Source organism: Corynebacterium maris DSM 45190 (assembly GCF_000442645.1).
GTDB lineage: Bacteria > Actinomycetota > Actinomycetes > Mycobacteriales > Mycobacteriaceae > Corynebacterium > Corynebacterium maris.
This window is the reverse complement of sequence record NC_021915.1, coordinates 1,622,960-1,649,066: the sequence shown is the minus strand read 5'-3', so window position 1 is coordinate 1,649,066 and position 26,107 is coordinate 1,622,960. Positions and strand designations below refer to the sequence as shown.

Annotated in this window: 24 protein-coding genes; 11 read left to right on the top strand and 13 right to left on the bottom strand. The window is 67.7% G+C overall.

Annotation, left to right across the window (positions count from 1 at the left end; translation table 11 throughout):
- Nucleotides 1-7: 7 nt before the first annotated feature.
- Together B841_RS07750 and B841_RS07745 are read right to left on the bottom strand one after the other, a co-directional pair.
- The gene (locus B841_RS07750) at nucleotides 8-2,548 is read right to left on the bottom strand and encodes a DEAD/DEAH box helicase (RefSeq protein ID WP_020934933.1); all 2,541 of its coding nucleotides are present in this window, start codon (nucleotides 2,546-2,548) and stop codon (nucleotides 8-10) included.
- Between the two features lie 45 nt (nucleotides 2,549-2,593).
- On the bottom strand, nucleotides 2,594-3,670 hold the full coding sequence (locus tag B841_RS07745) for a PAC2 family protein (RefSeq protein WP_020934932.1): 1,077 nt from the start codon (nucleotides 3,668-3,670) through the stop codon (nucleotides 2,594-2,596).
- 282 nt (nucleotides 3,671-3,952) lie between these two features.
- On the opposite strand from B841_RS07745, the gene B841_RS07740 reads away from it, so the two are divergent.
- Nucleotides 3,953-5,092 carry a DUF4192 domain-containing protein gene (locus B841_RS07740; RefSeq protein WP_020934931.1) on the top strand — a complete coding sequence of 380 codons (1,140 nt, stop codon included), beginning with the start codon at nucleotides 3,953-3,955 and terminating at the stop codon, nucleotides 5,090-5,092.
- A gap of 9 nt (nucleotides 5,093-5,101) precedes the next feature.
- On the opposite strand, the gene galE is transcribed toward B841_RS07740, so the two are convergent.
- The 6 genes from galE to B841_RS07710 all read right to left on the bottom strand — a co-directional run bounded on the left by galE (nucleotide 5,102) and on the right by B841_RS07710 (nucleotide 10,734).
- The gene (gene galE, locus B841_RS07735) at nucleotides 5,102-6,091 is read right to left on the bottom strand and encodes a UDP-glucose 4-epimerase GalE (RefSeq protein WP_020934930.1); all 990 of its coding nucleotides are present in this window, start codon (nucleotides 6,089-6,091) and stop codon (nucleotides 5,102-5,104) included.
- Nucleotides 6,092-6,139: 48 nt separating this feature from the next.
- The gene (locus tag B841_RS07730) at nucleotides 6,140-6,829 is read right to left on the bottom strand and encodes a metal-dependent transcriptional regulator (RefSeq protein ID WP_020934929.1); all 690 of its coding nucleotides are present in this window, start codon (nucleotides 6,827-6,829) and stop codon (nucleotides 6,140-6,142) included.
- 236 nt (nucleotides 6,830-7,065) lie between these two features.
- Nucleotides 7,066-8,046 (bottom strand): sigma-70 family RNA polymerase sigma factor, encoded by a 981-nt coding sequence (locus B841_RS07725; protein WP_020934928.1) that lies wholly within the window; start codon nucleotides 8,044-8,046, stop codon nucleotides 7,066-7,068.
- A 195-nt stretch (nucleotides 8,047-8,241) separates the two neighbouring features.
- Complete coding sequence (gene dtd, locus B841_RS07720; RefSeq protein WP_020934927.1) at nucleotides 8,242-8,676, bottom strand: D-aminoacyl-tRNA deacylase; 435 nt, start codon at nucleotides 8,674-8,676, stop codon at nucleotides 8,242-8,244.
- Between the two features lie 4 nt (nucleotides 8,677-8,680).
- Nucleotides 8,681-10,231: a DUF7782 domain-containing protein gene (locus B841_RS07715; RefSeq protein WP_020934926.1), complete on the bottom strand. Its 1,551-nt coding sequence runs from the start codon at nucleotides 10,229-10,231 to the stop codon at nucleotides 8,681-8,683.
- On the bottom strand, nucleotides 10,228-10,734 hold the full coding sequence (locus tag B841_RS07710) for a DUF3099 domain-containing protein (RefSeq protein WP_020934925.1): 507 nt from the start codon (nucleotides 10,732-10,734) through the stop codon (nucleotides 10,228-10,230). Before B841_RS07710 ends, B841_RS07715 begins: the two co-directional genes overlap by 4 nt.
- Before the next feature lie 93 nt (nucleotides 10,735-10,827).
- On the opposite strand from B841_RS07710, the gene B841_RS07705 reads away from it, so the two are divergent.
- From B841_RS07705 to B841_RS07690, 4 genes are all read left to right on the top strand, one after another.
- The gene (locus B841_RS07705; RefSeq protein WP_020934924.1) at nucleotides 10,828-11,067 is read left to right on the top strand and encodes a DUF3039 domain-containing protein; all 240 of its coding nucleotides are present in this window, start codon (nucleotides 10,828-10,830) and stop codon (nucleotides 11,065-11,067) included.
- Nucleotides 11,064-12,827 carry a DEAD/DEAH box helicase gene (locus B841_RS07700; protein ID WP_041631828.1) on the top strand — a complete coding sequence of 588 codons (1,764 nt, stop codon included), beginning with the start codon at nucleotides 11,064-11,066 and terminating at the stop codon, nucleotides 12,825-12,827. The genes B841_RS07705 and B841_RS07700 overlap by 4 nt, the downstream gene beginning before the upstream one ends.
- A gap of 126 nt (nucleotides 12,828-12,953) precedes the next feature.
- On the top strand, nucleotides 12,954-13,406 hold the full coding sequence (locus B841_RS07695) for a DUF4190 domain-containing protein (protein WP_020934922.1): 453 nt from the start codon (nucleotides 12,954-12,956) through the stop codon (nucleotides 13,404-13,406).
- Entirely contained in the window at nucleotides 13,396-14,697 is a 1,302-nt protein-coding gene (locus B841_RS07690) for a DUF418 domain-containing protein (protein WP_020934921.1), read from the top strand. The genes B841_RS07695 and B841_RS07690 overlap by 11 nt, the downstream gene beginning before the upstream one ends.
- A gap of 67 nt (nucleotides 14,698-14,764) precedes the next feature.
- On the opposite strand, the gene B841_RS07685 is transcribed toward B841_RS07690, so the two are convergent.
- Nucleotides 14,765-16,144: an RNA polymerase sigma factor gene (locus B841_RS07685; RefSeq protein ID WP_041631826.1), complete on the bottom strand. Its 1,380-nt coding sequence runs from the start codon at nucleotides 16,142-16,144 to the stop codon at nucleotides 14,765-14,767.
- 232 nt (nucleotides 16,145-16,376) lie between these two features.
- Nucleotides 16,377-17,171 carry a polyphosphate--glucose phosphotransferase gene (gene ppgK, locus B841_RS07680; protein WP_020934918.1) on the bottom strand — a complete coding sequence of 265 codons (795 nt, stop codon included), beginning with the start codon at nucleotides 17,169-17,171 and terminating at the stop codon, nucleotides 16,377-16,379.
- Between the two features lie 51 nt (nucleotides 17,172-17,222).
- Between ppgK and B841_RS07675 the strand changes: the two genes are divergently transcribed.
- Both B841_RS07675 and B841_RS07670 read left to right on the top strand, forming a co-directional pair.
- Nucleotides 17,223-18,095: an inositol monophosphatase family protein gene (locus B841_RS07675; RefSeq protein WP_020934917.1), complete on the top strand. Its 873-nt coding sequence runs from the start codon at nucleotides 17,223-17,225 to the stop codon at nucleotides 18,093-18,095.
- A gap of 122 nt (nucleotides 18,096-18,217) precedes the next feature.
- Complete coding sequence (locus tag B841_RS07670) at nucleotides 18,218-18,511, top strand: DUF4193 domain-containing protein (protein WP_020934916.1); 294 nt, start codon at nucleotides 18,218-18,220, stop codon at nucleotides 18,509-18,511.
- 89 nt (nucleotides 18,512-18,600) lie between these two features.
- Here the strand turns inward: B841_RS07670 and B841_RS07665 are convergent, their stop codons facing one another.
- Entirely contained in the window at nucleotides 18,601-19,131 is a 531-nt protein-coding gene (locus tag B841_RS07665) for a DUF3093 domain-containing protein (protein WP_156844866.1), read from the bottom strand.
- 121 nt (nucleotides 19,132-19,252) lie between these two features.
- Between B841_RS07665 and dut the strand changes: the two genes are divergently transcribed.
- The 4 genes from dut to dxs all read left to right on the top strand — a co-directional run bounded on the left by dut (nucleotide 19,253) and on the right by dxs (nucleotide 24,154).
- Nucleotides 19,253-19,723, top strand: a complete 471-nt coding sequence (gene dut, locus B841_RS07660; protein ID WP_020934914.1) for a dUTP diphosphatase — start codon at nucleotides 19,253-19,255, stop codon at nucleotides 19,721-19,723.
- Between the two features lie 113 nt (nucleotides 19,724-19,836).
- On the top strand, nucleotides 19,837-20,688 hold the full coding sequence (locus B841_RS07655) for a DUF3710 domain-containing protein (RefSeq protein WP_020934913.1): 852 nt from the start codon (nucleotides 19,837-19,839) through the stop codon (nucleotides 20,686-20,688).
- 223 nt (nucleotides 20,689-20,911) lie between these two features.
- A complete protein-coding gene (locus B841_RS07650) occupies nucleotides 20,912-22,165 on the top strand; it encodes a class I SAM-dependent RNA methyltransferase (RefSeq protein WP_020934912.1) in 1,254 nt (417 codons plus the stop codon).
- 81 nt (nucleotides 22,166-22,246) lie between these two features.
- On the top strand, nucleotides 22,247-24,154 hold the full coding sequence (dxs, locus tag B841_RS07645) for a 1-deoxy-D-xylulose-5-phosphate synthase (RefSeq protein WP_041631824.1): 1,908 nt from the start codon (nucleotides 22,247-22,249) through the stop codon (nucleotides 24,152-24,154).
- Nucleotides 24,155-24,189: 35 nt separating this feature from the next.
- Here the strand turns inward: dxs and B841_RS07640 are convergent, their stop codons facing one another.
- On the bottom strand, nucleotides 24,190-25,392 hold the full coding sequence (locus B841_RS07640; protein WP_020934910.1) for an HRDC domain-containing protein: 1,203 nt from the start codon (nucleotides 25,390-25,392) through the stop codon (nucleotides 24,190-24,192).
- A gap of 5 nt (nucleotides 25,393-25,397) precedes the next feature.
- Complete coding sequence (locus B841_RS07635; protein ID WP_052337818.1) at nucleotides 25,398-26,054, bottom strand: DUF3000 domain-containing protein; 657 nt, start codon at nucleotides 26,052-26,054, stop codon at nucleotides 25,398-25,400.
- Nucleotides 26,055-26,107: the final 53 nt, after the last annotated feature.

Below are 26,107 nucleotides of genomic sequence, written 5' to 3'. Positions count from 1 at the left end.
CGGGAGCCTAGTTCTGCGTCACCCGCAGCTCCGACAGGCGCACCTCGCCGGCCTCGTCGGAGGCGTCCAAGTCGACTGTGCCCACGAACGAGAAGGAGTTGTCGCCCTCCGGGTCCTTGAGGATCTGGCGCACCTGCCACTGCCGCCCCTTATCCTGCAGCAGGAAATATTCCTTACCGCGGCTGGCCTGGCCGGTGTCCAGATCGTCGTATTCGTCGAAGTAATCGTCGAGCAACGACGGCCAGTCGGGGGCGTCCTCCAGGTACTCGGTCATCGCGTCCAGCTGCTCTTCGCGTTCGAAGGCGAACAGCTCCACCAAGCGGTAGAAGTGGTTGCGCACCATGACGGTGAAGGCGCGGCGGTTCGCCGTCACCGCCGTCGGGTCCTCGACGCCGAAGGCCAGCTCGCGCTCCAGGTCCTCCTTGGAAATGGGGGTGTCCTCGTCCGACATCTGCGCCCACTCGTCGATGAGCGAGGAGTCCACCTGCCGGATCAGCTCGCCCAGCCACTCCACGACGTCCTCGAGCTGCTCGGTGACGTACTCGGTGGGCACCGAGTGCTTCAGCGTGCGCCACGCGTCCGTGAGATACCGCAGGACCACGCCCTCTGACCGCGCCAGCGAATAGGTGGCCACCAGATCGGAGAACGTCATCGCGTGCTCGATCATGTCGCGCACGACCGACTTCGGCGAGATGTCGAACTCCTTGACCCACGGGTTGCCCTTGGCGAAGGTCTCGTAGGCGTCCTCGAGCATCTCCTCCAGCGGCTTCGGGTAGGTCACGTCCTCGATCAGCGCCATACGCTCGGTGTAGTCCACGCCCTCCGCCTTGAGGCGGCCGATCTCCTCGCCGCGGGCCTGCGACTCCTGCGCCCGCAGAATCGGGCGCGGGTCATCCAGGATCGCCTCGAACACCGAGATGACGTCCAGGGTGAACGTCTCCGACTCCGGGTCCAGCAGCGTCAGCGCCGCCAGGGCCAAGGGGCCCAGCGGCTGGTTGAGCGCGAAGTCGCGCGGCAGCTCCTGCGTCAGGTGGTACGTGCGCCCGTAGAGGTCCGTGCCCTCCTCGCGGCGGACCACCAGGCCCGCGTTGAGCAGGCCACGGAACAGCTCGAGTGCGGTGAGGATGTCCTTGTTCTGCTTCGATCGCGGATCGTGGTTGGTGCGCAGCAGGTGCTTCATGTGCTCGTAGCCGTCGCCGTGACGGGCCAGCACGTTGAGCAACATCGAGTTCGACACCCGGAACTGGCTGGTCATCTGCTCCGGCTCGGCGACGGTCAGGCGCTCGAAAGTCTTCTCCGACCACGAGACCTCCCCGTCACGGGCGGACTTCTTGCGGATCTTCTTCAGCTTCTTCGGGTCATCGCCCGCCTTGCGTCGCAGCTTCACGTTCTCGATCTCGTGCTCGGGGGCCTCGACCACGACGGTGCCCTCGGTGTCGTAGCCCGCGCGACCGGCACGACCGGCGATCTGGTGGAACTCCCGCGACTTCAGGATCCGCTGGCGGGTGCCGTCGAACTTCGCCAGGCCGGTCATCAGCACTGTGCGGATCGGCACGTTGATGCCCACTCCGAGGGTGTCCGTGCCGCAGATGACCTTCAACAGGCCCGTCTGGGAGAGCTTCTCCACCAGGCGGCGGTACTTCGGCAGCATGCCCGCGTGGTGCACGCCGATGCCGCGGCGCAGCAGCTTCGACAACTCCTTGCCGTAGGTGGTGGTGAACTTGAAGGCGCCGATCTCCGCGACGATCTTGTCTTTGGTGTCCTTGTCGATGATCGTCATGCTCGTCAGCGCCTGAGCACGTTCCGTGGCTTCGCGCTGGGAGAAATGCACCACGTAAATCGGGGCCTTGCCGTTGTCCAGCAGTTCCTCGATCGTCTCGTGGACGGGGGAGAAGACGTAGTGGAAGTCCAGCGGCACCGGCCGCGTGGTGCCGGTGACCAGGGTGGTCTCCCGGCCCGTGCGCTCGGTCAGGTCTTTTTCCAGCGACGAGGTGTCGCCGAGGGTGGCGGACATGAGCAGGAATTGCGCCTGCGGCAGCTCCAGCAGCGGGATCTGCCACGCGGAACCGCGCTCCGGGTCGGAGTAGTAGTGGAACTCGTCCATCACGACCTGGTCGATCTCCGCCTTGCTGCCGTCGCGCAGCGCGATGTTGGCGACGATCTCCGCGGTGGCCGCGATGATGGGCGCCTTGCCGTTGACGGTGGCGTCGCCGGTCATCATCCCGACGTTTTCAGGACCGAAGATCTCGCACAGCGCGAAGAACTTCTCGCTGACCAACGCCTTGATCGGGGCGGTGTAGAAGCTGCGCTGGCCGCGGGCCATGGCGATGAAGTGCGCGGCGTTGGCCACCATCGACTTACCCGATCCCGTGGGCGTGGCCAGGATGACGTTGTCGCCGGTCAACACCCCCAGGGAGGCCTCCTCCTGGGCGGGGTAGAGTTCGATGCCGCGCTGCGTCGTCCACGACACGAAGGAGCCCCAGATCGCCTCCTCAAAAAGCGACTCCGGGACTTCGGTTAAATCTGGCAGCAGGTCAGCGAGGTTCACGCTGTCCACCGTAGCTGACGCGGGGCCTCGGCCGGGGAGGAGCCCTTAGCGCTGCTCGCCGTCGTCGTCCTGCTCCGGGGAGTCCTCCGGGCCCGGGGAATCCTCCGGCTGCCCCTCGTCCTCACCGACGCCGGGTGGCAGGGCGCCGTTGGTCTTCGGGGCCTGCCCGGCGGCGTCGTCACGATCGTCGGCGGGAGCGTCCTCGTGGTTGATGGAGGCCAGGAAGCGCTCGAATTCCTCGCCGATCTCGTCGCTGGAGGGCACCTTCGCCTCGCCGGGCAGACGGGCGTCCGGGTGCTCGGAACGGTAGCGCTCCAGCTCGGCGTCGTACTGCTTCTCGAAGGCCTGGACCACCTGCGCGATCTCATGGTTGCCGGAGGTGTGCTCCGACAACTGCTCATCGGCGCGCTTGATGTCCTGTTCCAGGCTGCGCAGCGGGAAGTCCAGGTCCGCGACCTCAGAGACCGCGGTCAGCAGCTGGTAGGTGGCCTGCGGGTACGGCGACTGCGCCAGGTAGTGCGGCACCTGCGCGGTGTAGCCGCCGACCTTGTGGCCGCGCTTGTGCAGCTCGCGTTCAATGTAGAGTGAGGCGGCGCCAGGCACGGTCACGCGCGCGTCCCAGGTGTACAGATCGTCGACCAGCTCCGGGGAGTTGCCGTGCGCGAGCACCACCATCGGGCGGGTGTGCGGCACCTGCATGGGCGAGGCGTACAGGCACAGCGTCTGGGCGACGCCGTACTTGTCCGCCAAGTCGGCGACCGCGGTGGTGAAGGCCTCCCACCGGAAATCCGGCTCCGGGCCAGAAAGCAGCAGGAAGGACTTGCCCTTGTTGTCGCGCAACACCCGTAGGTCCAGGCTCAGGTCCGAAAAACCGTCCAGATGGTCGTCCTGGAGGGTGACCGCGGGGCGGCGGGAGCGGTAATCGATGAGCTCGTCGTTGTGGAACGACACCACCGGGTGGGACTCCAACGCGGCCTTGATGTGCGTCGCGGCCCCGTCGATCGCGTGGCCGGCGTCCGCGTAGCCCTGAAGTGCGACGATCAGGGTGGGTCCGTCGGAAGAATCAGTGGCCACCTCCGGTGACGGGTACTCCAATTCGTACATGCGGTTAACGTCCGACATGTCACTCCTCCTCCTGCTGTCAGCTATCGTCTATCTGCGCCGCAAGATGGTGCGTGCGCCATTATGCAGTGCAACGGTTGTCAGCCGAAATATATTCCGTGCCTGCCGCAGCGGTATCATTAACGACTCCTGCGTTAATCAATCCATTCTAGACGGCGACCGTCTTTTCCCCCAGGCACCACCCTGGGCTTCGGCTGTGGATGAACCGGGTTATCCACTTTTTACGGACGCTGCGACGGCGCAGCCCGGCGAGGACGTCGCCCGGTGCGGAGAGTGAGAGTCATGACGACACATTCCACGCCACTGCATGATCCGGGCCATCTGCTGGCCAACCTACCCGCCATCTTCGGTTTCTACCCGCAAGAATCCCTCGTGCTCGCCGCCTTCGACAACGTCGGCGGGCACCGCTACTGCCTCGGGCCGGTGCTGCGCCTCGACCTCGACGACGAGGAAGCCTTCCACTCCCTGCATGAGATTGCTGACGGCGCCCTGAGTGACTCCCACACTGACTTAGTCTTCGCCTTCGTCATCACCCGGCGTCGCCGGGGCGCCGACATCGATGAGGCCGTCGACCGTCTGCTCGAACTGGAGGATTACGGGGTGATGAGCATCGACGCCTGCTGGACCGTGCCGGAGGTGCTGACGGGGGAGCGCTACCGGCTGCTGTTCGGTCCGCCCCCGATCGGCGCAGACACAGCCTCCGCGTGGTCGGCGGGGCGGGTCGCGGACGTGGTCGGGGCGCAGTCGATGCAGCCCTGGATCGCACACGGCGCGCTGCCGGAGTTAAGTCGCAGTGACGCCGCCGCCCGCTTCGCCCCGATCAGGCCCGGCGACCGCGCCGACGACCCCGTGGACGCCGCGGAGATCGGGCAGTGGGAGGCGTTCGCTTACCGCATCGCTTTCAGCGCCTGCGAGGACGAGGGACCGGAGCAGGCGCGGTGGTTGGCCGCGGTGGCCACCGACCTGCATCTGCTGCTCGAAGAGATTGAGGCGACCGGGGCGGACGCGGAAGAACTTATCGACGACGCGGAAACCCTCGTGGTCGCGGCGATCGCCATGGCGCACGCCGAGCTGCGCGACATCGTGGCGGCCTCGGTGCTGGGCAACGCGGACGCCGCCGCCGAGCTGCTGTTGGCGGTGGCGAGGCGGTTCAGCGGGACGATCCGGGCGAATGCGCTGTCGCTGCACGCTTTGGCGATGATCCGCCGCAGGTTGCCGATGGTGGCGACCCCGGCGCTGGTGGCCGCCCAGGCAGAAGCGCCCGGACACACGCTCTCCGGGCTGTTGTTGGAGGCCAGCCAGCACGGGCTGGCGGACAAAGTCCTGCGCTGCGTGGAGGTCGGCAGTCGCGACACCCGCCGCCACTACGGCCTGACCGCGCACGATCCCGTCGACGTCGCGGGGGACACGCAAGTGGCGTAGCGGGAAGGTTCAGCGCACCCGCTGGGCGCTGTGCGCCTGCTCTCCCAGCAGGGAGGTGAAGTTCCACGCGTCGGTGACGATGGTTTCCAGGTCAGTGTGCCGCGGGTTCCAGCCGAGTTCCGCCGTGATCTTCTCCGAAGACGCGATCAGCGTGGCGGGGTCCCCGGCCCGGCGGGGCGCGACCTCCGCGGGGATGGGATGCCCGGTGACTTCCCGGCACATCTCGATGACCTCGCGCACGGAGTAGCCGTCGCCGGAGCCCAGGTTGTAGATGCGGTGGGCGCCGGACTCGTTGCTCTCCAGGGCGAGCACGTGGGCCTCGGCGAGGTCGCGGATGTGAATGTAGTCGCGGACCGGGGTGCCGTCCTTGGTGGGCCAGTCGTCGCCGAACAGGAAGATCTTGTCGCGATGCCCCAGGGCGACCTGCAACACCAACGGAATCAGATGGGTCTCCACCTCGCGGTTCTCACCGATCGGACCGTAGGCCCCGGCGACGTTGAAGTAACGCAGGGAGGTGGCCGCCAGGCCATGGGCCTGGGCATAAGAGGTGATGGCGTAGTCGATGGCCAGCTTGGTCGCACCGTAAGGGTTGGTCGGCGCGGTGGGCATGTCCTCGGTGATGGGGACCTGCTCCGGCTCGCCGTAGGTGGCCGCCGTGGAGGAGAACACCAGGTTGCGCACCCCGTGGGCGCGCATGGCCTCCAGCAGCGTCAGCGTGGCGCCGACGTTGTCGCGCCAGTACTGCTCGGGCACCTCCATGGATTCTCCGACCAGGGAGCGGGCGGCGAAATGCACGACGCCGTCGAAGTCACCCTCGGCGAGCACCTTCTCCGCGTCCTCGGCGACCTCACCTTCGACGAAAGTGGCCTCCGCGGGCACCGCGGAGCGGTTTCCGGTGCTCAAGTTGTCCAACACGGTGACGTCGTGGCCGGCCTCGATGAGGACCTGGGCGCATACGCTGCCCACATATCCTGCGCCGCCGGTGACTAGGAGTTTCATCTGCCCGTCGCTTTCCTGCTGAATCGTATGAAGCCGCTGGGTGCGTACTTAGTTCGCGACAGACTCTACCCGCACGGCGTGCGCGAGGTCGTCGGAAAGCTCGACGGTGGCGCCCTCGTCGGTGGTGATGGTGATGGCGCCGGCGTCGTTGACCACGCCGACTTCGGCGCCGACGGTCACCCCCGCCTCCTGCAGTGCGCGGAACTGCTCGACGTCGACCTGCAAAATCTCGTTGAGCTGGACGATGCGGGCGCGCAGCTGTTTTCCGCTGGGCAGATCAATGGCGCGCACCCCGAAAGTCAGTTCGCCGACCTCGTCTACGCCGAGTTCCTCCAGCCCCGGGATCGGGTTGCCGAAGGGGGAGCGGGAGACGTCGTCGAGGACGGCCACGACCCGCTTCTCCACCTCTTCGCTCATCACGTGCTCCCACCGGCAGGCCTCGTCGTGGACCTGGTGGATGTCGAGCTTGAGCACGTCCGTCAGGAGCCGCTCGGCGAGCCGGTGCTTGCGCATCACGGAGGTCGCCAGCTCACGTCCGGTCTCCGTCATTTCCAGGCTGCGGTCGGGACGGACGATGAGCAGCCCGTCACGCTCCATCCGGGCGACGGTCTGAGAGACCGTGGGGCCGGACTGTTCCAGCCGTTCGGCGATCCTGGCCCGGAGCGGGATGATGCCCTCTTCTTCGAGCTCGTAAATGGTTCGCAAATACATTTCGGTGGTATCCACCAAGTCACGCATGCCGCGAGGCCCTTTCTGTGGGATCGATGAGCCGTTCTGCAGGTCAGACCGGCGGACGACGGGGGTGTGCATCCAGGGGAGGTCGTTCACATGATACCCCATGCGAAAGGGAGCCTCATCGCCGTCTATCCTTTTCCCCTATATCTTAACGGAAATTGATAAGTATATGCCACTGCCGTCGCGGAGCGGTCTCGTCCGCGACGGCAGTGACGTCGGCCAGGGAAGAGGAGGGGCGGCTAGAGGGCGTAATCGCGCAGACGCTCCGCGCGGGTGCCCTCGCGGAGCTTGGACATGACTTCGCGTTCAATCTGGCGGACCCGCTCGCGGGAGAGCCCGAAGCGGCGGCCGATCTGGTCCAGCGTGCGCGGCACGCCGTCGTCCAGGCCGTAGCGCAGGCGGATGACGTCCTGCTCGCGCGTCTCGAGGGTGTCGATGACCTCACGGATGTCCTCGTGGCGCAGCGTGGCGACCACGGCGGATTCCGCGTCGGCGGCCTCGGCGTCCTCAATGAAATCGCCCAACGGGGCCTCTTCGTCGGCGCCGACCGGCATGTCCAGCGACACCGGGTCGCGCGACTGGCGCAGCAGCATCTCGATCTTGGATTCGTCGATGCCCGACTCGTCCGCGAGCTCCTCGTTCGTCGCCTCGCGGCCCAGGTTCTGGTACAGCTCGCGCTTGATGCGGGAGAGCTTGTTGACCTGCTCCACCAGATGGACCGGAAGCCGGATCGTGCGTGACTGATCGGCCATGCCGCGGGTGATCGCCTGGCGGATCCACCAGGTGGCGTACGTGGAGAATTTGAATCCCTTGGCGTAGTCGAACTTCTCCATGGCACGGATCAGGCCCAGGTTGCCCTCCTGGATCAGGTCCAGCAGCGGCATGCCGCGGCCGGTGTAGCGCTTGGCCAACGAGACCACCAGGCGCAGGTTCGCCTCCAGCAGGTGGGAGCGGGCCTTGCGGCCCTGCTTCGCCAGGATCTTCAAATCACGCTTCATGGCGCGGGTGGGCTTAATTTCCGGGTCATCGAGGCGGTGTTGGGCGTACAGGCCCACCTCGATCTGCTGGGCCAGGTCCACCTCCTCGTCCGCGGTCAGCAGCGCGGTCTTGCCGATTCCGTTGAGGTAAACCCTGACCAGATCAGCCGACGGGTTGTCGTTGGTCTGGTTGCGGCGGGAGCCACGGTCTACCTGCTGGTCCTGCGTGGATGGTTGGGTCATCACGGCCTCCTTGAAGTCCATTGCTAACCGTTCAACGTAAGTCTGCCCCACGAAGTTCCCCCAAAGAAGCAAAACATTATAGTTTCCGCGTCATGGGGGTGACCATAAGGGGCAACCGCCGACGATTCCCGCTGCGAGAGCGGACCATGGAAAGAATGGGTCCCTCAAATTAGACCACCCCTCGCACCAACCTGTCTACGTTTCGACCAAAACAGTGAACGGGCCGTCATTCACGGACGCCACCTGCATCATCGCCCCAAAACGACCTTCCTCCACGACCAGCCCCCGCTCCCGCAGCCCGGCCGCCACGCGCGCTATCAACGGTTCCGCCTGCGACCCCGGGGCGGCGTCCGACCACGACGGTCGACGCCCTTTTTTGGTCCGGCCCTGCAGCGTGAACTGGCTGACCAGCAACACCGGGGCTAAAACGTCGGAGACGGATTTCTCGCCGTCCAGGATCCGGAGCTCCGCGATCTTGCGGGCCATCTCGTCGGCGTTGGCGTCGCCGTCTTCGTGGGAGGCGCCCACCAGCGCCAGGATCCCGCCGGTGTCGGGGCACTCGATGGCGCCGACGACCTCGTCGTCGACCGTGACGGACGCCGACGTGACTCGGGTCAACACCGCTTTCATGGGGCTATTCCTCTCTATCCAGCACATCTGCGGGCACGACCAGTCCGTGGCGGATCAGGTCGACAACCGCGGTGATGGCTTCGCTGTGCAATTGGTTGGCTGAGGTCTCGTCGAGCCCGCGGGCGGCGGCGTACATGCCCACCACCTCACCCAGGTCCAAGCCGTCGGGGTGCAGCCCCGCCACGATGGCGGCCAACGCCTCGTCGATCTCGTGGCTCCACCGTGGCCCGTCGGTGCGCGTCAGACGCACGACCACGTCCTTGAACCCCATGCCGGTCTCGTCGTCGGTGACGGCCACCGTTTCTTTGGCCACGCCCGGCCGCAGCGCGAAACGCCCGGCGGCGACCCCGTCGCGGCCGTGCTCGCGCAGCCAGGCGGTGCGCACGAAGTACTCCTCGACTTCCGGGCCCAGCGGATCGGTGAACGCCTGCGGCATTTCCTCGACGAGCACCTCGGACGGGGCGTCGCCGATGTGGCGCAACGCCACGAAACCGTAGCCGACGCCGGCCACGTCCTGCGCGGCGAAATGATCCAGCCACGCCTCGGTGCGCTCCGCGGCCTCGGCGGAGCGCGGGTCGATGGACTCGTCCCGCAACCAGGTGCCCACGTACAGCTCCGGATCGGCGACGTCGCGCTGGATCACCCAGGCGTCGACGCCGGTGGCCGGCAGCCAGGAGGCCACCCGGTTGCGCCAGGAACCGCCCGCGGGATGAATCCACGCCGCCAGCAGGTGCGCGGTGCCGCCCTCGGTGAGGTGTTCGGCGGCCTGAGAGACGACGAGTTCGCTGGCCTCGTCCAAGTTCAGGCCCGAGTCGCGATAGACGTGGCCGACCTCTGGCAGCCCGACGACGAACGGCGGGTTGGCCACGATGCGGTCGAAACGGCGTCCGGCCACGGGCTCGAACCAGGGGCCCTGCAGCAACTCCACGCGCTCGGCCGCGTCGTTGGCCGCGAACGTCGCCTCCGCCAGATCGAGCGCGGGTCCGTGCACGTCGGTGGCGGTGACCGCGGCCGCGCATTCCAGTTGGCCAAGGGCCTGGACACCGGACCCGGTGCCCAGATCCAGCACCGACTCGACCGGGGTCGTGGGCGTGGACTGCAGCAGACTGACGCTCGCCGCGCCGACGCCCAGCACGTGCTCGGCGTCGGGGACATGCTCGGTCATGGCGGCGTCCGCGTCGGAGATCACCAACCGGTGGGCTCCGGCGATGACGTGCGGGCGCATGTCCATGACCATCCGCAGCCGGCCGGGATCAGGCTCGGCGAGCGCCGCCCGGGCCTCGAGGAGACCGGCGGCGACCCCTGATCCGCACAGCCCGTCGACCTCCTCGACGGAGGCGGGGTTGCGCAACAGGAAGAAGCGGATGAGGCGGGAGAACACCGAACCGTCCCGGGTGGCGGCGCGGACGGCGGCCGGCTCCCCACGGTGCACGGCGTCGGCGGCGGCGGGGCCGAGATGGGCGGCGACGGCGTCGGCGTGGAATTCGTGGCGTCGAAAAGCTGCGCCTACGGCAGCGGCGACGGTGGTCAGGGGAGTGCGGGGCGAAGTGCTCACGGGGTGTCGTCTTTCCGGGGGTCGGTGGGGTGGTCGGGGGTCGCCGGATCCGGGTCGGCGTCGATGACCTCGGGGCCTTGCTCCACTTCTTTCGGCGGCGGCGGTTCCAGCGCCTGCGCCTGACGAAGCTGGTTGTGGTGCATGCGCGCCGCGGCCGGCTTGTACGTCGACTGCTGCCGGTGGTCGCGTTTGGTTCCCTTCTCGTTGGCGAGCACGACGGCGACGCCCGGCAGGGGGATGGACACGACGAAGATGATCGCCGCCAGCCACCACAACCCCCACAGCGCCCACACGAGCATGGCCAGCAACAGCAACGGCACACGGATGATCTGCAAGATGACGTAGATGCGCTCGCGTTTGAGGCGGCGTTGATGCGGGGAGAGCTCGGCGTCGGTGATCAGTTCGACGGGCCGGCGGAACACCCGCGCGCGGCGGCGGGTCTCTTCTGCCTGCCCTTCGATGGATTCGGCGATGTCGTCATCGCTGGGATCGTGCTGCTCCATGGCCGTAAGCGTAGCCCCTCCCGGTGCGTGCGTCGGCGGCGGCGTTGCTGAGCCGAACTTCCCGATGCCGCGATCGTGGGGCATGATGGGGGTGTGAGAACTACGACGAAAACCATCGAACGCCCGGATATTCGGGAAGACACGCAGACCGGTGACGACACCCCGAAGTTCTTCCATTACGTCAAGAAGAACCAGATGACGGAGTCTGCGGTGACCGGCAAGATGGTCGTCGCCCTCTGCGGCGAGACCTTCCCCGTGACCAAACAGGCGAAGCCCGGGTCGCCGGTGTGCCCGGACTGCGAACGGATCTACAAGGGCCTGCGCAAGAAGTGAGTGCCTCACATGCCAAGCCCGCGGGATCGTTGCGCGCCTGGCAGCAGGCGGCCCTCGATCAATTCAACGCCACGCGGCCCAAGGATTTCCTGGCGGTGGCCACGCCCGGCGCCGGTAAGACGACCTTCGCGCTGACCCTCGCCCGAGAGCTCGTCGACGACCGCAGCGTCCAGCGCGTCATCGTCGTCGTCCCGACCGAGCACCTCAAACACCAGTGGTCCGAAGCCGCCGTCCGCGTCGGCCTATCGCTCGACCCCGACTTCACCAACGCCTCGGCGGTCAACCCGGCCTACCACGGCATCGTGGTCACCTACGCGCAGGTCGGCATGCACCCGTTCAAGCACCACGCGGTCACCTCCGCGCGGCGCAGCCTGGTGATCCTCGACGAGATCCACCACGCCGGCGACGCGAAGAGCTGGGGCGACGGCGTCCGCGAAGCCTACGAGGACGCCGAACACCGCCTGGCGCTGACCGGTACGCCGTTTCGTTCCGACGACTCGCAGATCCCCTTCGTGCGCTACGAAGAAGACGGCGAAGGACACCTGGTCTCCCGCGCCGACTACACCTACGGGTACTCGCACGCGCTCACCGACGGAGTCGTCCGACCCGTCGTCTTCCTCGCCTACTCGGGCGAAGCCCGGTGGCGCGACAGCGCCGGCGAAGAGTACGCCGCCCGTCTCGGAGAGCCGCTCAACGCGGAACACACCGCCCGCGCGTGGCGCACCGCCCTCGACCCGAAGGGCGAGTGGATGCCCGCCGTGCTGCAGGCGGCGCACACTCGGCTGATGCAGCTGCGCCGCCACATCCCGGACGCCGGCGGCCTGGTCATCGCCTCCGACACGAAGACGGCCCGCGCTTATGCGAAGATCCTGCAGAAGCTGTCGTCGACCCCGGTGGCGGTCGTGCTGTCGGACGAACCCGGCTCCTCCGAGCGGATCAGCGAATTCTCCGAATCCACCGACCAGTGGATGGTCGCCGTGCGCATGGTCTCCGAAGGCGTGGACGTGCCGCGCCTGGCCGTGGGCGTGTACGCCACCTCGGCGGCCACCCCGCTGTTCTTCGCCCAGGCGATCGGACGTTTCGTGCGTTCCCGCCGCAAAGGGGAGACGGCGAGCGTGTTCCTGCCGTCGGTCCCGGTCCTGCTCAACCTCGCCGAGCACATGGAAAAGCAACGCGACCATGTGCTGGGAAAACCCGACCGCCCGAAACAGGGGTGGGAGGACGATCTGTTGGCGGAAGCCAACCGAGAGCAGAACGAACCGGACGACGTCGGCTCCTACGAGTCCCTCGGCGCCGACGCGGAACTGGACTCGCTGATCTACGACGGGTCCACCTACGGCACCGGCACCTTTTCGGGATCCGAGGAAGAAGCCGATTACCTCGGTCTGCCCGGCCTGCTGGATGCGGACCAAGTCAAGGCACTGCTGCGCAAACGGCAGGAAGAACAGCTCGACGCCCGCGACGAGCAGGAACGTCTGCGCCGCGAGCGCGAAGCCGAGGACGCCAAGCGCAAAGAGATCGAAGGCACCTCCTTCCGCGGCAAGACGGCCGCCGCCGTCGACGAGGACGAAACCGCCAGCGAAGAGATCCCGCGCCTGCGCAAGGAACTCAATACCGTCGTGTCCATCGTGGCGGGTAAGCGCAAACGCCCCCACGGGGCCATTCACACCGAGGCACGCAAGGCCTGCGGCGGCCCACCCACCGCCTTATGCAGCGCAGAGCAGCTGCGCGACCGGATCGCCTACCTCCGGGACTGGTGACCCCACAAGCGGCGCCCGTCGCCGGGGAGTAGCGTGAGACGGGCTGCGTGTCAGCGCAGCCGACATGCCTCCCCGGATCAGCCCCGGGGACGTTACCCACCCCTGACAGGCAGGAGGCGCCCGCCGATGACTACACCCCATGACCACCACCCGCCGGGTGAGCCCGTGGACTACCGGGACTTCCAGACGGACCCGTCGACGGCCCACCGCCCAGATCACCCCGCCGCACCGAAGAACCGCGTCGCGGTCTGGGCGCTGATCGTCGCGATCCTCGGCCTGCTGACCGGGCTGACCGTGCTGGGAGCGACGATCTCGTTTCTCATCGGCCTGATTGCGCTGGTGCTGGCCATCGTCGCCATCCGCACAGCAGGAAAGATCCCGCCGCAACGCCCCGGCCGACGGCTGGGCATGGCGTGGACGGCACTGATCCTGTCGATCTTCGCGATCCTGATGTCAGTGTTCTTCTACCTCACGCTGTTTTGGCTCCAGCAGGTCGACGGCATCCAAGACTGCCTGCACCTTCCCACCTACGAACAACGCCAGGTGTGCCTGGAGCAGGAGCTGACCAGTGGCCGATGACACCACCTCCCGCGCCGCAGCCAGGACGGCGGTGCGCACCCGCATCCTGGCCCCCGACGTCGCCCGCGGCCTGGCCCTGTTGAGCATCGGGTGGGCGAACCTCTCCACGGCCTGGGCACTGAGCGACACGGACGCGCCGGGCGCCTACTTCGGCGGCGTCGTCGACGGCAGTCTCCTCGACCAGCTCTTCGTCGTGCTCTCCGCCATGTTCGCGCACGTGCGCGGGCTGCCGATGTTCACCGTGTTGCTCGGCTTCGGCGTCGGCCTGATCACGATGAGTCTGTCGCGGCGGATGTACCCGCCAAAACATGCCCGCCGCGCGCTGTTGCGGCGCTACGGTTTCCTCGCGCTTTTCGGTGCGGTGCATCTGGTGCTGCTCTTCTACGGCGACATCATGCTGCAATACGGCGCACTGGCCATGACGGTGGCGCTGATGATCACCCTCCGGGACAAGACGTTGCTGTGGATCGGCGGCGTGCTGCTCGGGCTGTCCACCCTGGTTGGCCTGGCCGGCGCGGTAGCGACGATGGTCATCGACCTCGGGGACATGGCCGGGGCCGGGGCAGGGGCTTGGATGCCGGACTTTAGCGGGTACGCGCACTACCTCGGATTCAACGCCTCCATGCTGGCGGTGGTCGTGTTCTCCCTGCCGGCTACGGCGATGTCGCTGCTGCCGCTGGTCATCCTCGGTTTCGTCGCCGCCCGCCGCGGCGTGCACCGCAACCCGCGCGCCTACGTCCGGCACCTGTGGGCCTGGGTGTGGGTGGCCGTGGCCATCATCGTGCTCGTCGGCCTGCCGTGGGGCCTTTCCTCGATCGGGGTGCTGCCCGCGGCGTGGGAGCCGCTCTTCGCCGGGATCAACGCCGCCGTCGGCTACTGGACGGGACCCGGCATCGCGGCCGCGGTCCTGCTGGCCTGCCAACCGCTGCAGGAAAAAATCCAGGCCGCGCAGGAGAAGGGGGAGGTGTTCCGGCCCGCCTGGCCGCTGCGGGTGGTGGCCGCCCTGGGCAAGCGGTCCATGAGCGCCTACATCCTCCAGTCGATTCTCTTCCTGATTCTGGTCCTGCCGTTCACACTCGACTTAGCCGACGGCCTCGGCGCCGCCGGATACTTCCTCATCGCCTTCGGGGTCTGGGTGGTCAGTCTGCTCGGCGCTTGGCTGCTGGAGGCCGCCGCTCAGCCGGGCCCCTTCGAACGGGTCCACCGCCGGTTGAGCTACGGCACGAGCGGTCTGCAGGATCCGTGGGTCCCGGAGGAACACCGGTGGGCTGAGCAACGACAGTCCTCGTGACCTCGCGACGGCAAACGCCCCGGCCCGAGTTTTCCTCGGGCCGGGGCGTTATTCGCGGCGATGTGCCTTAGTCCAGGTAGTCGCGCAGAACCTGGCTGCGCGACGGGTGGCGCAGCTTGGACATCGTCTTCGATTCGATCTGGCGGATGCGCTCGCGCGTGACGCCGTAGACCTGGCCGATCTCGTCTAAAGTGCGCGGCATGCCGTCGGTCAGGCCGAAGCGCAGACGCACGACGCCGGCCTCACGCTCAGACAGGGTGTGCAGCACATCCTGCAGCTGATCCTGCAGGAGGGTGAAGGACACGGCGTCGACCGCGATGACGGCCTCCGAGTCCTCGATGAAGTCGCCGAGCTGGCTGTCGCCCTCGTCGCCGATGGTCTGGTCCAGGGAGATCGGCTCGCGCGCGTACTGCTGGATCTCGAGGACCTTCTCCTCGGTGATGTCCATTTCCTTCGCCAGTTCCTGCGGGGTGGGTTCGCGACCCAGGTCCTGCAGCAGCTCACGCTGGATACGTCCGAGCTTGTTGATGACCTCGACCATGTGCACCGGAATACGGATGGTGCGGGCTTGGTCGGCCATTGCGCGGGTGATCGCCTGGCGGATCCACCAGGTGGCGTAGGTCGAGAACTTGTAGCCCTTGGAGTAGTCGAACTTCTCCACCGCGCGGATCAGGCCCAGGTTGCCTTCCTGAATCAGGTCCAGGAACGCCATGCCTCGGCCCGTGTAGCGCTTGGCCAGCGACACCACGAGACGGAGGTTGGCCTCCAGCAGGTGGTTCTTGGCCTTGCGGCCGTCACGGGCGATCATGCGCAGGTCGCGCTTGAGCGACGGCGCCAGCTTAGCGTCCTTGTCGCCGCCCTCCAGGGCCTTGTTCATCTCGTCGAGGCGGTGCTGGGCGTAGAGGCCGGCCTCGATGCGCTTGGCCAGCGAGACCTCTTCCTCCGCGTTCAGCAAGGCAACCTTGCCGATCTGCTTGAGGTAGGCGCGCACGGAGTCCGCGGAAGCGGTCAGCTGCGCGTCCTTGCGGGCCTGTCGCAGGGCGGCGGACTCGTCCTCGTCCCAGACGGAAGAACCCTCTTCTTCCTCCTCGTCCTCCTCGACGGCTTCGTCTTCGGGGAACTCGTCGGCGCCCGGGTTGTAGTCCTCCTCGACCTCAGCGTCCGGATCCTCCACCTCGAGATCCGGATCGGTCTCTGCGGCCGTAGCCGGAGTGGTCGCCTTCTTCGCGGTCGTTTTCTTGGCGGCTGACTTACGGGTGGTTTTCTTCGCTGTCTTCTTCGCCGTCTTCCTGGTGGTTTTCTTGGCGGTCTTTTTCGCCGTCTTCCTGGCCGGGGCCTTTTTCGCCGTCTTCTTCGCCGTCTTCTTGGCTGCGGAAGGCGAAGCCCCCGAGGTCACGTCCTCGGCTGCTCCGTTCGTTGCCTGATCTGAAGCTTCAGTGGCTGCCACGTACGCCCTTTCGCCGAACTTGGTGCTAAATGAACAGTAGGGGCTAGGCGGCTCCGAAAGCAGTGTTCAAGGAGCCCGGCCGAAACTGTACCGGCCACACTAGCCCAACATCGATGCTCGGGTCGCACGCGGCCGACGGTCGCGAGGAGACCCGTAGTGCTGGATCGACCACCCACTATATGCGATTGCTGCTGGTTGGTTCGAACCAGGCTCCCTTTCAGCCCACGCGAATCTACGGAGCCAGATGCCGGGACACCGCCATCGCGGCGCCCACGATGCCCGCCCGGTTGCGCAGCTGGGCCGCATGCACCGGGGTGCGCAGGTCCAGCCGGGGGACCCATTTCTCGTGATCCCGGGAAATCCCGCCACCGACGATGAAGGCGTCCGGGTAAAACAGACGCTCGTACTCCGTCAGCACGGCGTTCACGCGCTTCGCCCACTTCTTGAAGCTCAGTTCCTCGCGCTCCTTCACGGCGGACGAGGCGGTCCACTCCGCCTCCTGGCCATCGATGACGAGATGCCCGAGTTCCGTGTTCGGGAAGAGCTGCCCGTCCAGCAGCATTGCCGAGCCGATGCCGGTGCCGAAAGTCAGGAAAATCACGCTGCCGGCGCCCGCGACGGGGTTGCCGTGGGCGACCTCGGCGAGGCCGGCGGCGTCCGCGTCGTTGAGCACCGTGACCTCCCGGCCCGGCAGGTGCCGGTCGAAGAGCTCACCGGTGTCGGCGCCCACCCAGCTCGGATCGATGTTGGCGGCGGTGAGTGCGACCCGGTCTTTGACCACCGACGGCAGCGTGATCCCGACCGGGCCCTCCCATTCGGCGCGGTCCAGCAGCTCGGCGATGGTCTCGGCCACGGCGTCCGGGGTGGCCGGCTGCGGGGTCAGGATCTTGATCCGGTCGCCGATGAATTCGCCGGTGGTCAGGTCGACGATCGCGCCTTTGATGCCGGAGCCACCCACGTCCACTCCGAAAGCGGTGGTGGCGGTGTCGTTCTGCGTCGCGGAAGAAGCCGCTGAGGTGTGTGACATAGCCACTGAGTATACAAAGCGAGACACGGGCACGCAGGGCACAATGAGCACATGAGTGCAGAACAGAATTCCTCCGCCGCAACTACCCCGGCAGCTCTCCGCGACCTCGCGGTCAGCCTCGTCGCCGACACCGCCGCCATCATCCGTGCCAAACGCTCTGAGCTGACCACGGACCACGACATCCGCGAATTCACGCAGACGAAGTCCAGCGCCGTCGATCCGGTCACGATCGTCGACACGCTCGCCGAGGACGCCATCGTCGAGACGCTCGCACAGCGCCGGCCGGACGACGGGATCCGTGGGGAGGAGGGCAGCAGCAAACCGTCCGCCAGCGGCGTCACCTGGATCATCGACCCGATCGACGGCACCGTCAACTTCATCTACGGGGTTCCGCAGTACGCGGTGTCCGTCGGGGCGGCGGTCGACGGCCGGGTGGTGGCCGGGGCCGTCATCAACGTGGTCGACGGGCGCCTCTACTCCGCGGTTCGGGACGGCGGCGCCACCGTCGAGGACACCGCCACCGGAGAGGTCACGACGCTGCGGGCGAGCCTGGCCGAGGACCCGGCGCGCGCCCTGCTGGGCACGGGTTTCGCCTACGACTCGGACATGCGGCGGACGCAGGCTGAGCTGTTGACCGCCGTGCTGCCGCACGTGCGCGATATCCGCCGCATGGGCTCCGCCGCCCTGGACCTGTGCGCCGTCGCCGAGGGGCGGCTGGACGCCTACTACGAGCACGGCATCCACAGCTGGGATTGGGCCGCCGGGGGACTCATCGCGGAGGAAGCGGGCGCCGTGGTGGACTTGCCGCCGTCGTCCTCTTCGGGGGCGGAGGGAATCCCGGCGGTGGTGATGGCCCCGGGGCTGTCGGAAAAGCTCGGGGACCTTTTCCGCGACCTGGGGGTCTACGCTCCGATTCGCCCGTGATGAACAGGGAAGATGACATAAGAAGAAGCGTCGTTTAGTATGCGGCTCGATACTCTTGCCGAGACGCCGATTTCACGGTAGAACGGCCCTACCCGCACATCGCCAGAATCGAAGGACAGATCATGGCCACTGATTACGACGCGCCGCGACGCCGCGCAGAAGACGAACTGGAAACCGACTCCCTGGAGGGGCTGAAGGCCGCTGAGCCGACCAGCAACGGCATGGACGAAGACGGAGAGATCGTCGAGGCTTTCGAGCCGCCGTCGGTCGACGTCTCCGGCGAAGAGCTCAACGTCGAGGTCGTTCCCCGCCGTGAGAACGAGTTCACCTGCGCCAGCTGCTTCCTGGTCCAGTCGAACAAGCGTAAGTCCCACGTCGAGGACGACGGCTCCATCATTTGCCTGGATTGCGCTTAAAGCCTCCCGCCGTCCCGGGAAAGCACGAACGCCGCCCCCCTGACCGTGAAGCGTGATGTTCACGGGCGAGGATGAGGGCGGCGTCGTCGTCAGGCGCGGTCTTTGGCGGGCATGTTGACCAATGCCTCCTCCGCCTGTTCCGGCACCAGGGCCCGCAGCAGGCGCGCCGGATCCTTGCAGGACAACAGCCAGTAGGGGGTGGGGTCGGCCGGGTCGTCGAGCACCAGCATCACCATGTCGCGCACCCAGCCGTGGGAGACGATGAAGGCCGCCGGATCCAGCTGACGGCCCATGGCGTTTTTCTTCGCGGACTTCGGCACCGCCAAGGAACGCGACACCACATCGGCCGGCAGGGTGGCTTTCTCCGCGAGCAGCCACCGGGTGCCGTCGGCGTCGAGCTCCACGCGCAACCTGGTCGACGACCAGTTGATCAGCACCCAGGCGGCCACCAGGCCCAGCACGACGCCGGGGATCAGCCCCCACCAGAAGTTACGGTTATGGGCCAGCTGCACGGCGATCAGGGCCACCAGCGCCGCCGCCAGCAGCCACCAGTACCACGGCACCCATTGGCGCTCCTGGTAGATCACCTGCGTTTCTTGCGGGGTCGCTGCGGTATTCATGTCCTCCGGCCTGCCAGTTTCAGTCACGGCACTTTAGTCTAGTCGACCTCAGGCCAGGCAGAAATGAGACTCCCGCGCCCGTCGAAAAGCTCCGGGGCAGGCGTTGCGTACTGTGTGAAGCGTGAATGCGACACCTTTCGATCCCACCGCCCCCGTCGGCCCCGTGCCCCTGCGCCGTCTCGACCCTGATCTTCCCCTGCCGCGTCGCGCGCACGCCGATGACGCCGGCGTCGACCTCTACAGCGCAGAAGACGTCGAGCTGGCCCCGGGGCAGCGCCAGCTCGTCGGCACCGGCGTGGCCGTGGCCCTGCCCACGGGAACGGTCGGCCTGGTCCACCCCCGCTCCGGGTTGGCCGCGCGCAACGGGCTGAGCATCGTCAACGCGCCCGGCACCGTCGACTCCGGTTACCGCGGCGAGATCAAGGTCAACCTGATCAACCTCGACCCCGACGCCCCGCTGAGCATCACTCGCGGCACGCGCATCGCCCAGCTGCTCGTCCAGCGGGTGGAATTGGTCGATTTCGTCGAGGTCGACGAACTCGACGAGACCGTCCGCGGCGACGCCGGACACGGGTCGACGGGTACCCGATAGCGGATACAGTGGGCGACACCGAGAACAACGCGGACTCGCCCGCAGCCTCGTCTCGTCACGGCGAGGACTGACCCGAGCACACCCGCCAATCACCGTGAGGAAGGGACCCCACCATGGCACTGTGGCCATTCGGCAAGAAGAAACGAAACGACCAGGAGCCCGCCGCCCCGACGCCGGAACCCACTGAGCAGCCGGTCGCAGACGCCCCGGCGGCCGTCGAAGACACCGCGGCGGATCAGGCGGCGGCCCAGGGCGGTCCGGCGGCGAGCATCGAGCACGACGCCGTCAACGGCGCGACCGGCCCCTTCGACGGCGACAACGTCAACATCGACGACTTCGACTTCTCCGATTTCGCCAGCGGCGTCCTCGACCTGGGATCCATGAAGCTGGCCATCCCGCAGGGGGCGCAGGTGCAGGTGGAAATGGGGGAGAAGGGGCCCAAGATGCTGCATCTGGTCACCACCTCCGGCCGGATCACCCCGGTGGCCTTCGCCGCGCCCACCCAGGGCGGCCAGTGGGAGACCGCGTCGCAGGACATCCTCGACGGCATGCGCCGCGAAGGCAGCGACGCCGGCTTCGAACCCGGCCCCTGGGGCCGCGAGGTCGTGGCCGCCGCCAACAACAACGTCATGCGCATCATCGGCGTCGACGGGCCCCGCTGGATGCTGCGCCTGACCGTTGCCGCGCCGCAGGACAAGGCCGACGCCGCCGCCGACATCGCCCGCGACATCGCGGCCCGCACCTTCGTCTACCGCGGGGCCGACCCGATCCTGGCCGGAAACTCCCTGCCCGTGGTCATGCCCGCCCAGCTCGTGGAGCAGGTGCAAAAGGCCATGGAACAGCGCGCCCAGCAGAACCAGGCCAACCAGCAGGCCGCGCAGACCGCGCAGGAAAGTGACGCCGTCCGGGAGGCGGCCCAGGCGCTGCGCAACCTCAACCAGCAGACCCCGCCGGAGAACAAATAACCGGCCGCCTCGTCTCTGTGGGCGGGGCATGCGTGCATTTCGCCACTGCTCGTGCACAATAGTTTTTACGACGCTGATGCGACCAATGCGCTCTCCGCCCCGCACATCCTCCCGATGGCCCGCCGAGCCCACCGCTTCGCCGACGACGCCGCTGCGCAGGAGAAGCCCCCGACGACCCGGACGACGCACAGCACCACCTTCCCCAAGAAACGGAGCCCCGCTCGTGAGCGAGACCACCCCCGCCGTGAACACCGGTGACACCCGCACCCTGACCGCCACCCGGATGGCGCACGGCGGTGAAGCCATCGCCCGTGACGCCGACGGACGCGTGGTCTTCATCCGGGGCGCCTACCCCGGCGACACCGTGACGGCCGAGGTCACCGAGGTCAAAAAGCGTTTCGCCCGGGCCCACGTGCACAGCGTGGAGCAGGCCGGCGACTACCGCGGGCAGCAGCGCTGCCCGGCCGCCGCCCAGGGCGCCGGCTGTTGCGACTTCGGTGACATCGACCCGAGCAAGGAACTCGAGCTGAAAACCGACGTGCTCCTCGGACAGCTCAGCCGCGTCGTCGACGCCGAGACGCTGCCCACCCCGGAACTCATCGACCTGACCCCGCATCGCGGCTGGCGCACCCGCGTGCGCCTCGGCGTCGACGAGCAGGGTCGGGCCGGAACCCGGAAGCTCAGGTCGCACGACCTGGTCACCGACGTCGCCTGCACCCAGGTCGCCGAAGGCCTGCTCGACGGCGTCGTCGGACCCGGGGCCCGCACCTTCACCCCCGGCTCCGAGATCATCGTGGCGCGCGATGGGGAAGGCAAGCGCCACATCGTGGAAACCCGCAAGGCCCGCCGCGGGTCGCGGGTGGAGAAGTTCACCGAGGTCGTCGAAGGCGGCGGCACCGTCACCGAGCACGCCGACGGCGTCGAATTCTCCTTCCCGCCCACCGCGTTCTGGCAGGCGCACGCACAGGCCCCGGACGCCTACACCTCGCTGGTGCGCCGGTGGCTCGCCGACCTGGAGACGGACGCCAAGAAACCGGTCGCCTGGGACCTCTACGGCGGCGTCGGCCTGTTCGTCCCCGCCTTGGGCGACGCCCTCGGCGACAAGGCACAGATCTTCTCCGTGGATTACTCGAAGGCGGCCAGCGGCCGGGAACAAGAGGGCCTGGCCGACTACGACGTCGAGCGCGTGAACAAGCGCGTGGACAACGCGGTGGGCAACTTGCCGGCCGCGGACGTCGTGCTGTTGGATCCGCCGCGGACCGGCGCCGGCGACAAGGTGGTGGAGCTGACCGCGCAGGACAAGCCCGCCCGCGTCATCCACGTCGGCTGCGATCCGGCGACCTTCACCCGCGACGCCAAGGCGTGGCTGCGGGCCGGTTACGCGATTGACCGGCTGGCCGTGATCAACGCCTTCCCCGGCACCCACCACTTCGAAGTGATCGCGGAACTGACTCCGGAATTCCCGCAGTCAGACTAGGTGACGGTACGGTAAGCAGTTAACCGCGACTGGTCTCATCAACGGCCGGTCGCCTGAGGAGATGAAAACGGAAGGCCTCTCATGGGAATTCTCAGTGGAATAGCCTCTCCCGCGGATCTGAAGGCACTCCCCGCCGACATGCTCAACGATCTGGCGGCGGAAGTGCGCGCGTTGCTGGTCGAGAAAGTGTCCGCCACCGGCGGCCACCTCGGCCCTAACCTGGGCGTGGTGGAGTTGAGCATCGCGCTGCACCGGGTGTTCGATTCCCCGCAGGAGCCGATCATCTTCGACACCTCACACCAGTCCTACGTGCACAAGATGCTCACCGGCCGCTCCCACCAGTTCGACACCCTGCGTAAGAAAGGCGGGCTGTCCGGGTACACCGACCGGGCGGAGTCCGAGCACGACTGGACGGAATCGTCCCACGCCTCCGCCGCGCTGTCGTACGCGGACGGCTTGGCGAAGGCGAAGGAGCTCACCGGGGACGGGGAGCGCAACGTCGTCGCCGTCGTCGGCGACGGCGCACTGACCGGCGGCATGTGTTGGGAAGCTCTGAACAACATCGCCTCCGGGGACCGCAACGTCGTCGTGGTCATCAACGACAACGGCCGCAGTTACTCGCCGACGATCGGCGGCATCGCGGACAACCTCTCGGCGATCCGCACCCGCCACGGTTACGACGAGCTCATGGAAGAGGGCAAGAAGCGGCTCAAGCAGATGGGCTGGGTCGGGGAGCGCACCTATGAGGCGCTCGCCGCCTTCAAGGAGGGCGTGAAATCCCAGCTCGTGCCCACCGAGATGTTCTCCGACCTCGGTCTCAAGTACGTCGGCCCCGTCAACGGCCATGACCTGGACCACCTGCTGCACGATCTCGAGTACGCGAAGGGCTACGACGGGCCGATCATCGTGCATGTGGTCACGGAGAAGGGCCACGGGTTCGCCCCGGCGGTCAACGACGTGAAAGACCAGATGCACGCCACGGGAATCATCGACCCGGTCACCGGGCTCCCGTCCGGCAATGCCCCCGGACCGAAGTGGACGTCGGCCTTTTCCGAGGAGCTGATCCAGGCCGGCCGTGACCGCGACGACATCGTGGCGATCACCGCCGCCATGGCCGGGCCGACGGGGCTGCAGCCTTTCGCCGACGAGTTCCCGGACCGCTTCTTCGACGTCGGCATCGCCGAGGCACACGCCTTAACCTCCGCCGCCGGACTGGCGCTCGGCGGGATGCACCCGGTCGTCGCCCTGTACTCGACGTTCCTTAACCGCGGTTTCGACCAGTTGCTCATGGACGTCGGCCTGCTGAAGCTGCCGGTGACGCTCGTGCTCGACCGAGCGGGCGTGACGGGCTCCGACGGCGCCAGCCACAACGGGGTCTGGGACTTGGCGATCGCCTCGATCGTGCCGGGGATCCGGATCGCCGCGCCCCGGGACGGCGCCCGGCTGCGCGAGCAGTTCCAGGAAGCCATCACCGTCGACGACGGCCCGACCGCCGTGCGTTTCCCCAAGGGTGAGTTGCCCGCGGACGTGGAGGCCGTGTCCCGGCTCAACGACGGCGTCGACATTCTGCGTTACTCCGACGCCGGCGACGAGGACCCCGACGCGGTCAGCGTGCTCATCGTCTCGGTCGGTGCGCTCGCAGACGTCGCCCTGGCCGTGGCCGAGTCGCTCGCGGAAGAACACGTCGACGTCACCGTCGTCGACCCCCGGTGGGTGGCGCCGGTGCCCGGCTCCGTGCTGGCGCTGGCCGACGACCACGACCTGGTGGTCACCGTCGAAGACGGCGTCATCCGGGGTGGGGTGGGCTCCTTGATCTCCGAGGCGATGAACGCCGCCGAGATCGACACCCCGATCCGCCACCTGGCGTTCCCGGACGTCTTCCCGAAGCACGCCTCGCGCTCCGAGCTGTTGGCGGAGGTGGGGCTCGACGCCGAAGGCGCGACCGCCTCGGTCATGGGCTGGATGGAGAATATCTTCGACCGGGACTGACGCCCTTCCGGCAACGCGTGCGGATGAGGGGGCGCTTAGGAGGCGAGCGCGTCGGTGAGAAGGGGCCCGACCAGCTGGATCTGCCACGGCCGGGCGTCGCGGGAGCGCAGCCACTCACCCAGCTGGGTGGGGGAGATGATCTCCCCGGTTTCCCGGCCCGCCCAGACGGCCTCGCGCACGATGGCGGGGCGCAGCAGGTTCTCGGTAGGGATCCCGGTGGCCTCCGACAGCTCGCCGATCTGCTCCCGGACCGTCTCGTAGGTGGCCCAGGAATCGGGGAACTCCCGCTGCCACAGTGGTTTGGACGGCACTGACTCCCGGCGGGGAAGCGGCGCCGGCCAGTGATCCCGCGCAACGTGGCGGGCGTGGGTGAGCTCGGTGAACCAGAACCTGGTGGCGGAGTTTCGGCGGGCGGGGAAGCCGCGGACGGAACTCAAGTCGCGGCGGTCGGTCGGCAGGGTGCGGGCGATCTCGACGAGGACCTTGTTCGGCAAGATCTTCGACACCGCCCGGTCTTCGGCCACGGCGATGTCCTCGCGGGCCCGCCACAGATGACGGGCCACGTTGAGTTGTTCGGGACGTCGCAGCGTCCCCACGCCTTTGACGTCGCGCCACGTCGTCGGTTCGGGGGCGAGGCTGTGGGCGTCGACGAGGTGGTCAAATTCCTGCTCGGCGAACTCCAGCTTGCCTTGGCCGTCGAGAAGTTCGGTCATGGCCTCGGCGAGATCCAGCAGCAATTCGACGTCGAGGGCCGCGTAGGCGAGCCACTTCTCCGGGAGGGGGCGCTGCGACCAGTCCTCGGCGCCGTGGCCTTTGGCCAGGCGGAAGTCGAAGAAATGTTCGATCATGGCGGCGAGATTAACGTGCTCCAGCCCGGCCAGGCGCCCCGCCAGCTCCGTGTCGAAGAGTCGGGCGGGGTGGAAGCCCAGCATGGCCAGCGACGGCAGGTCGGAGGCGGCGGCGTGCAGCACCCAGTCCGCGGCATTGAGCACCCCCGCGAACGCGGCCGTGACGTCGTCTCGGTGGCCTTCCGGGTCGATGAGTAAAGTGCCGGTGCCCTTGCGGCGCAGTTGGAGGACGAAGGCGCGGTCGTCGTAGCGGAATCCGGAGGCGCGTTCGGTGTCGATGGCGACGGGGCCGATGCCTGCGGCCAGCGCCGCGGCGGCGCGTGCGAAGCCCGCCGGCGTGTCCACCAGTTCAGGCAGCCCCTCGCGGGGCCAGGTGAGGTCAGTGGTCACCGCCTTCAGCCCTTCAACGAGGTGACGCCGGCGGGCGGGAGTCCGGCGACGTTGGCCAGCACCTGTCCGAAAGCTTCGACGTGGGCGGTCAGGTCGGGGGTCTCGGCGGTCCAGGAGGCGCGCATTTCCAGTTGATGGGCGCGCGGCGGTCCGCTCAAATCGCCGAAGCGGACGGAGGCGGTGGCGGTGACGGTGCCGCCCAGGTTGGTGTAACCGGCGTCGGCGTGGCCGAGCCCTTCGGTCAGCCACTGCCACGCCACCTCCGGCAGCAGGGGGTCGGCGGCGACGACGTCGTCCATGTCGGCCTGGATGTAGGCCACCAGCCGCATTTCCCCCTCCCAGGCCTCCTCGGCCGCCGGGTCGTGCAACAGGATGAGACGGCCGAAGGCGTCGCCCTCCGAGTCGGGCAAGACGATGTCGTCTGGTTGGGCGCCGCCGACCTCGATGCCGACGGCGTGTGAGAACGGCGCCAGTCGCTGGGGCGGGCGGATGGTGCCGAGGGTGAGCTCCGGACGCAGCTGGGCGGCGTGCATGGACTCCACGGCGGCGGTGAACACGGGCGGTGTGGAAGGCGAGTCGGCTGATTCGCGCTCGGCCTTTTCCGCCGCCTTGGCCGCGAGCGAAGTCGTCGGATTGGTATCGGAGTTCGTCACAGGGTTCACGCTATCGACCCCGGTGGGGCACTCGGTGGAGACTCGCCGCATGGGCGAGTGCC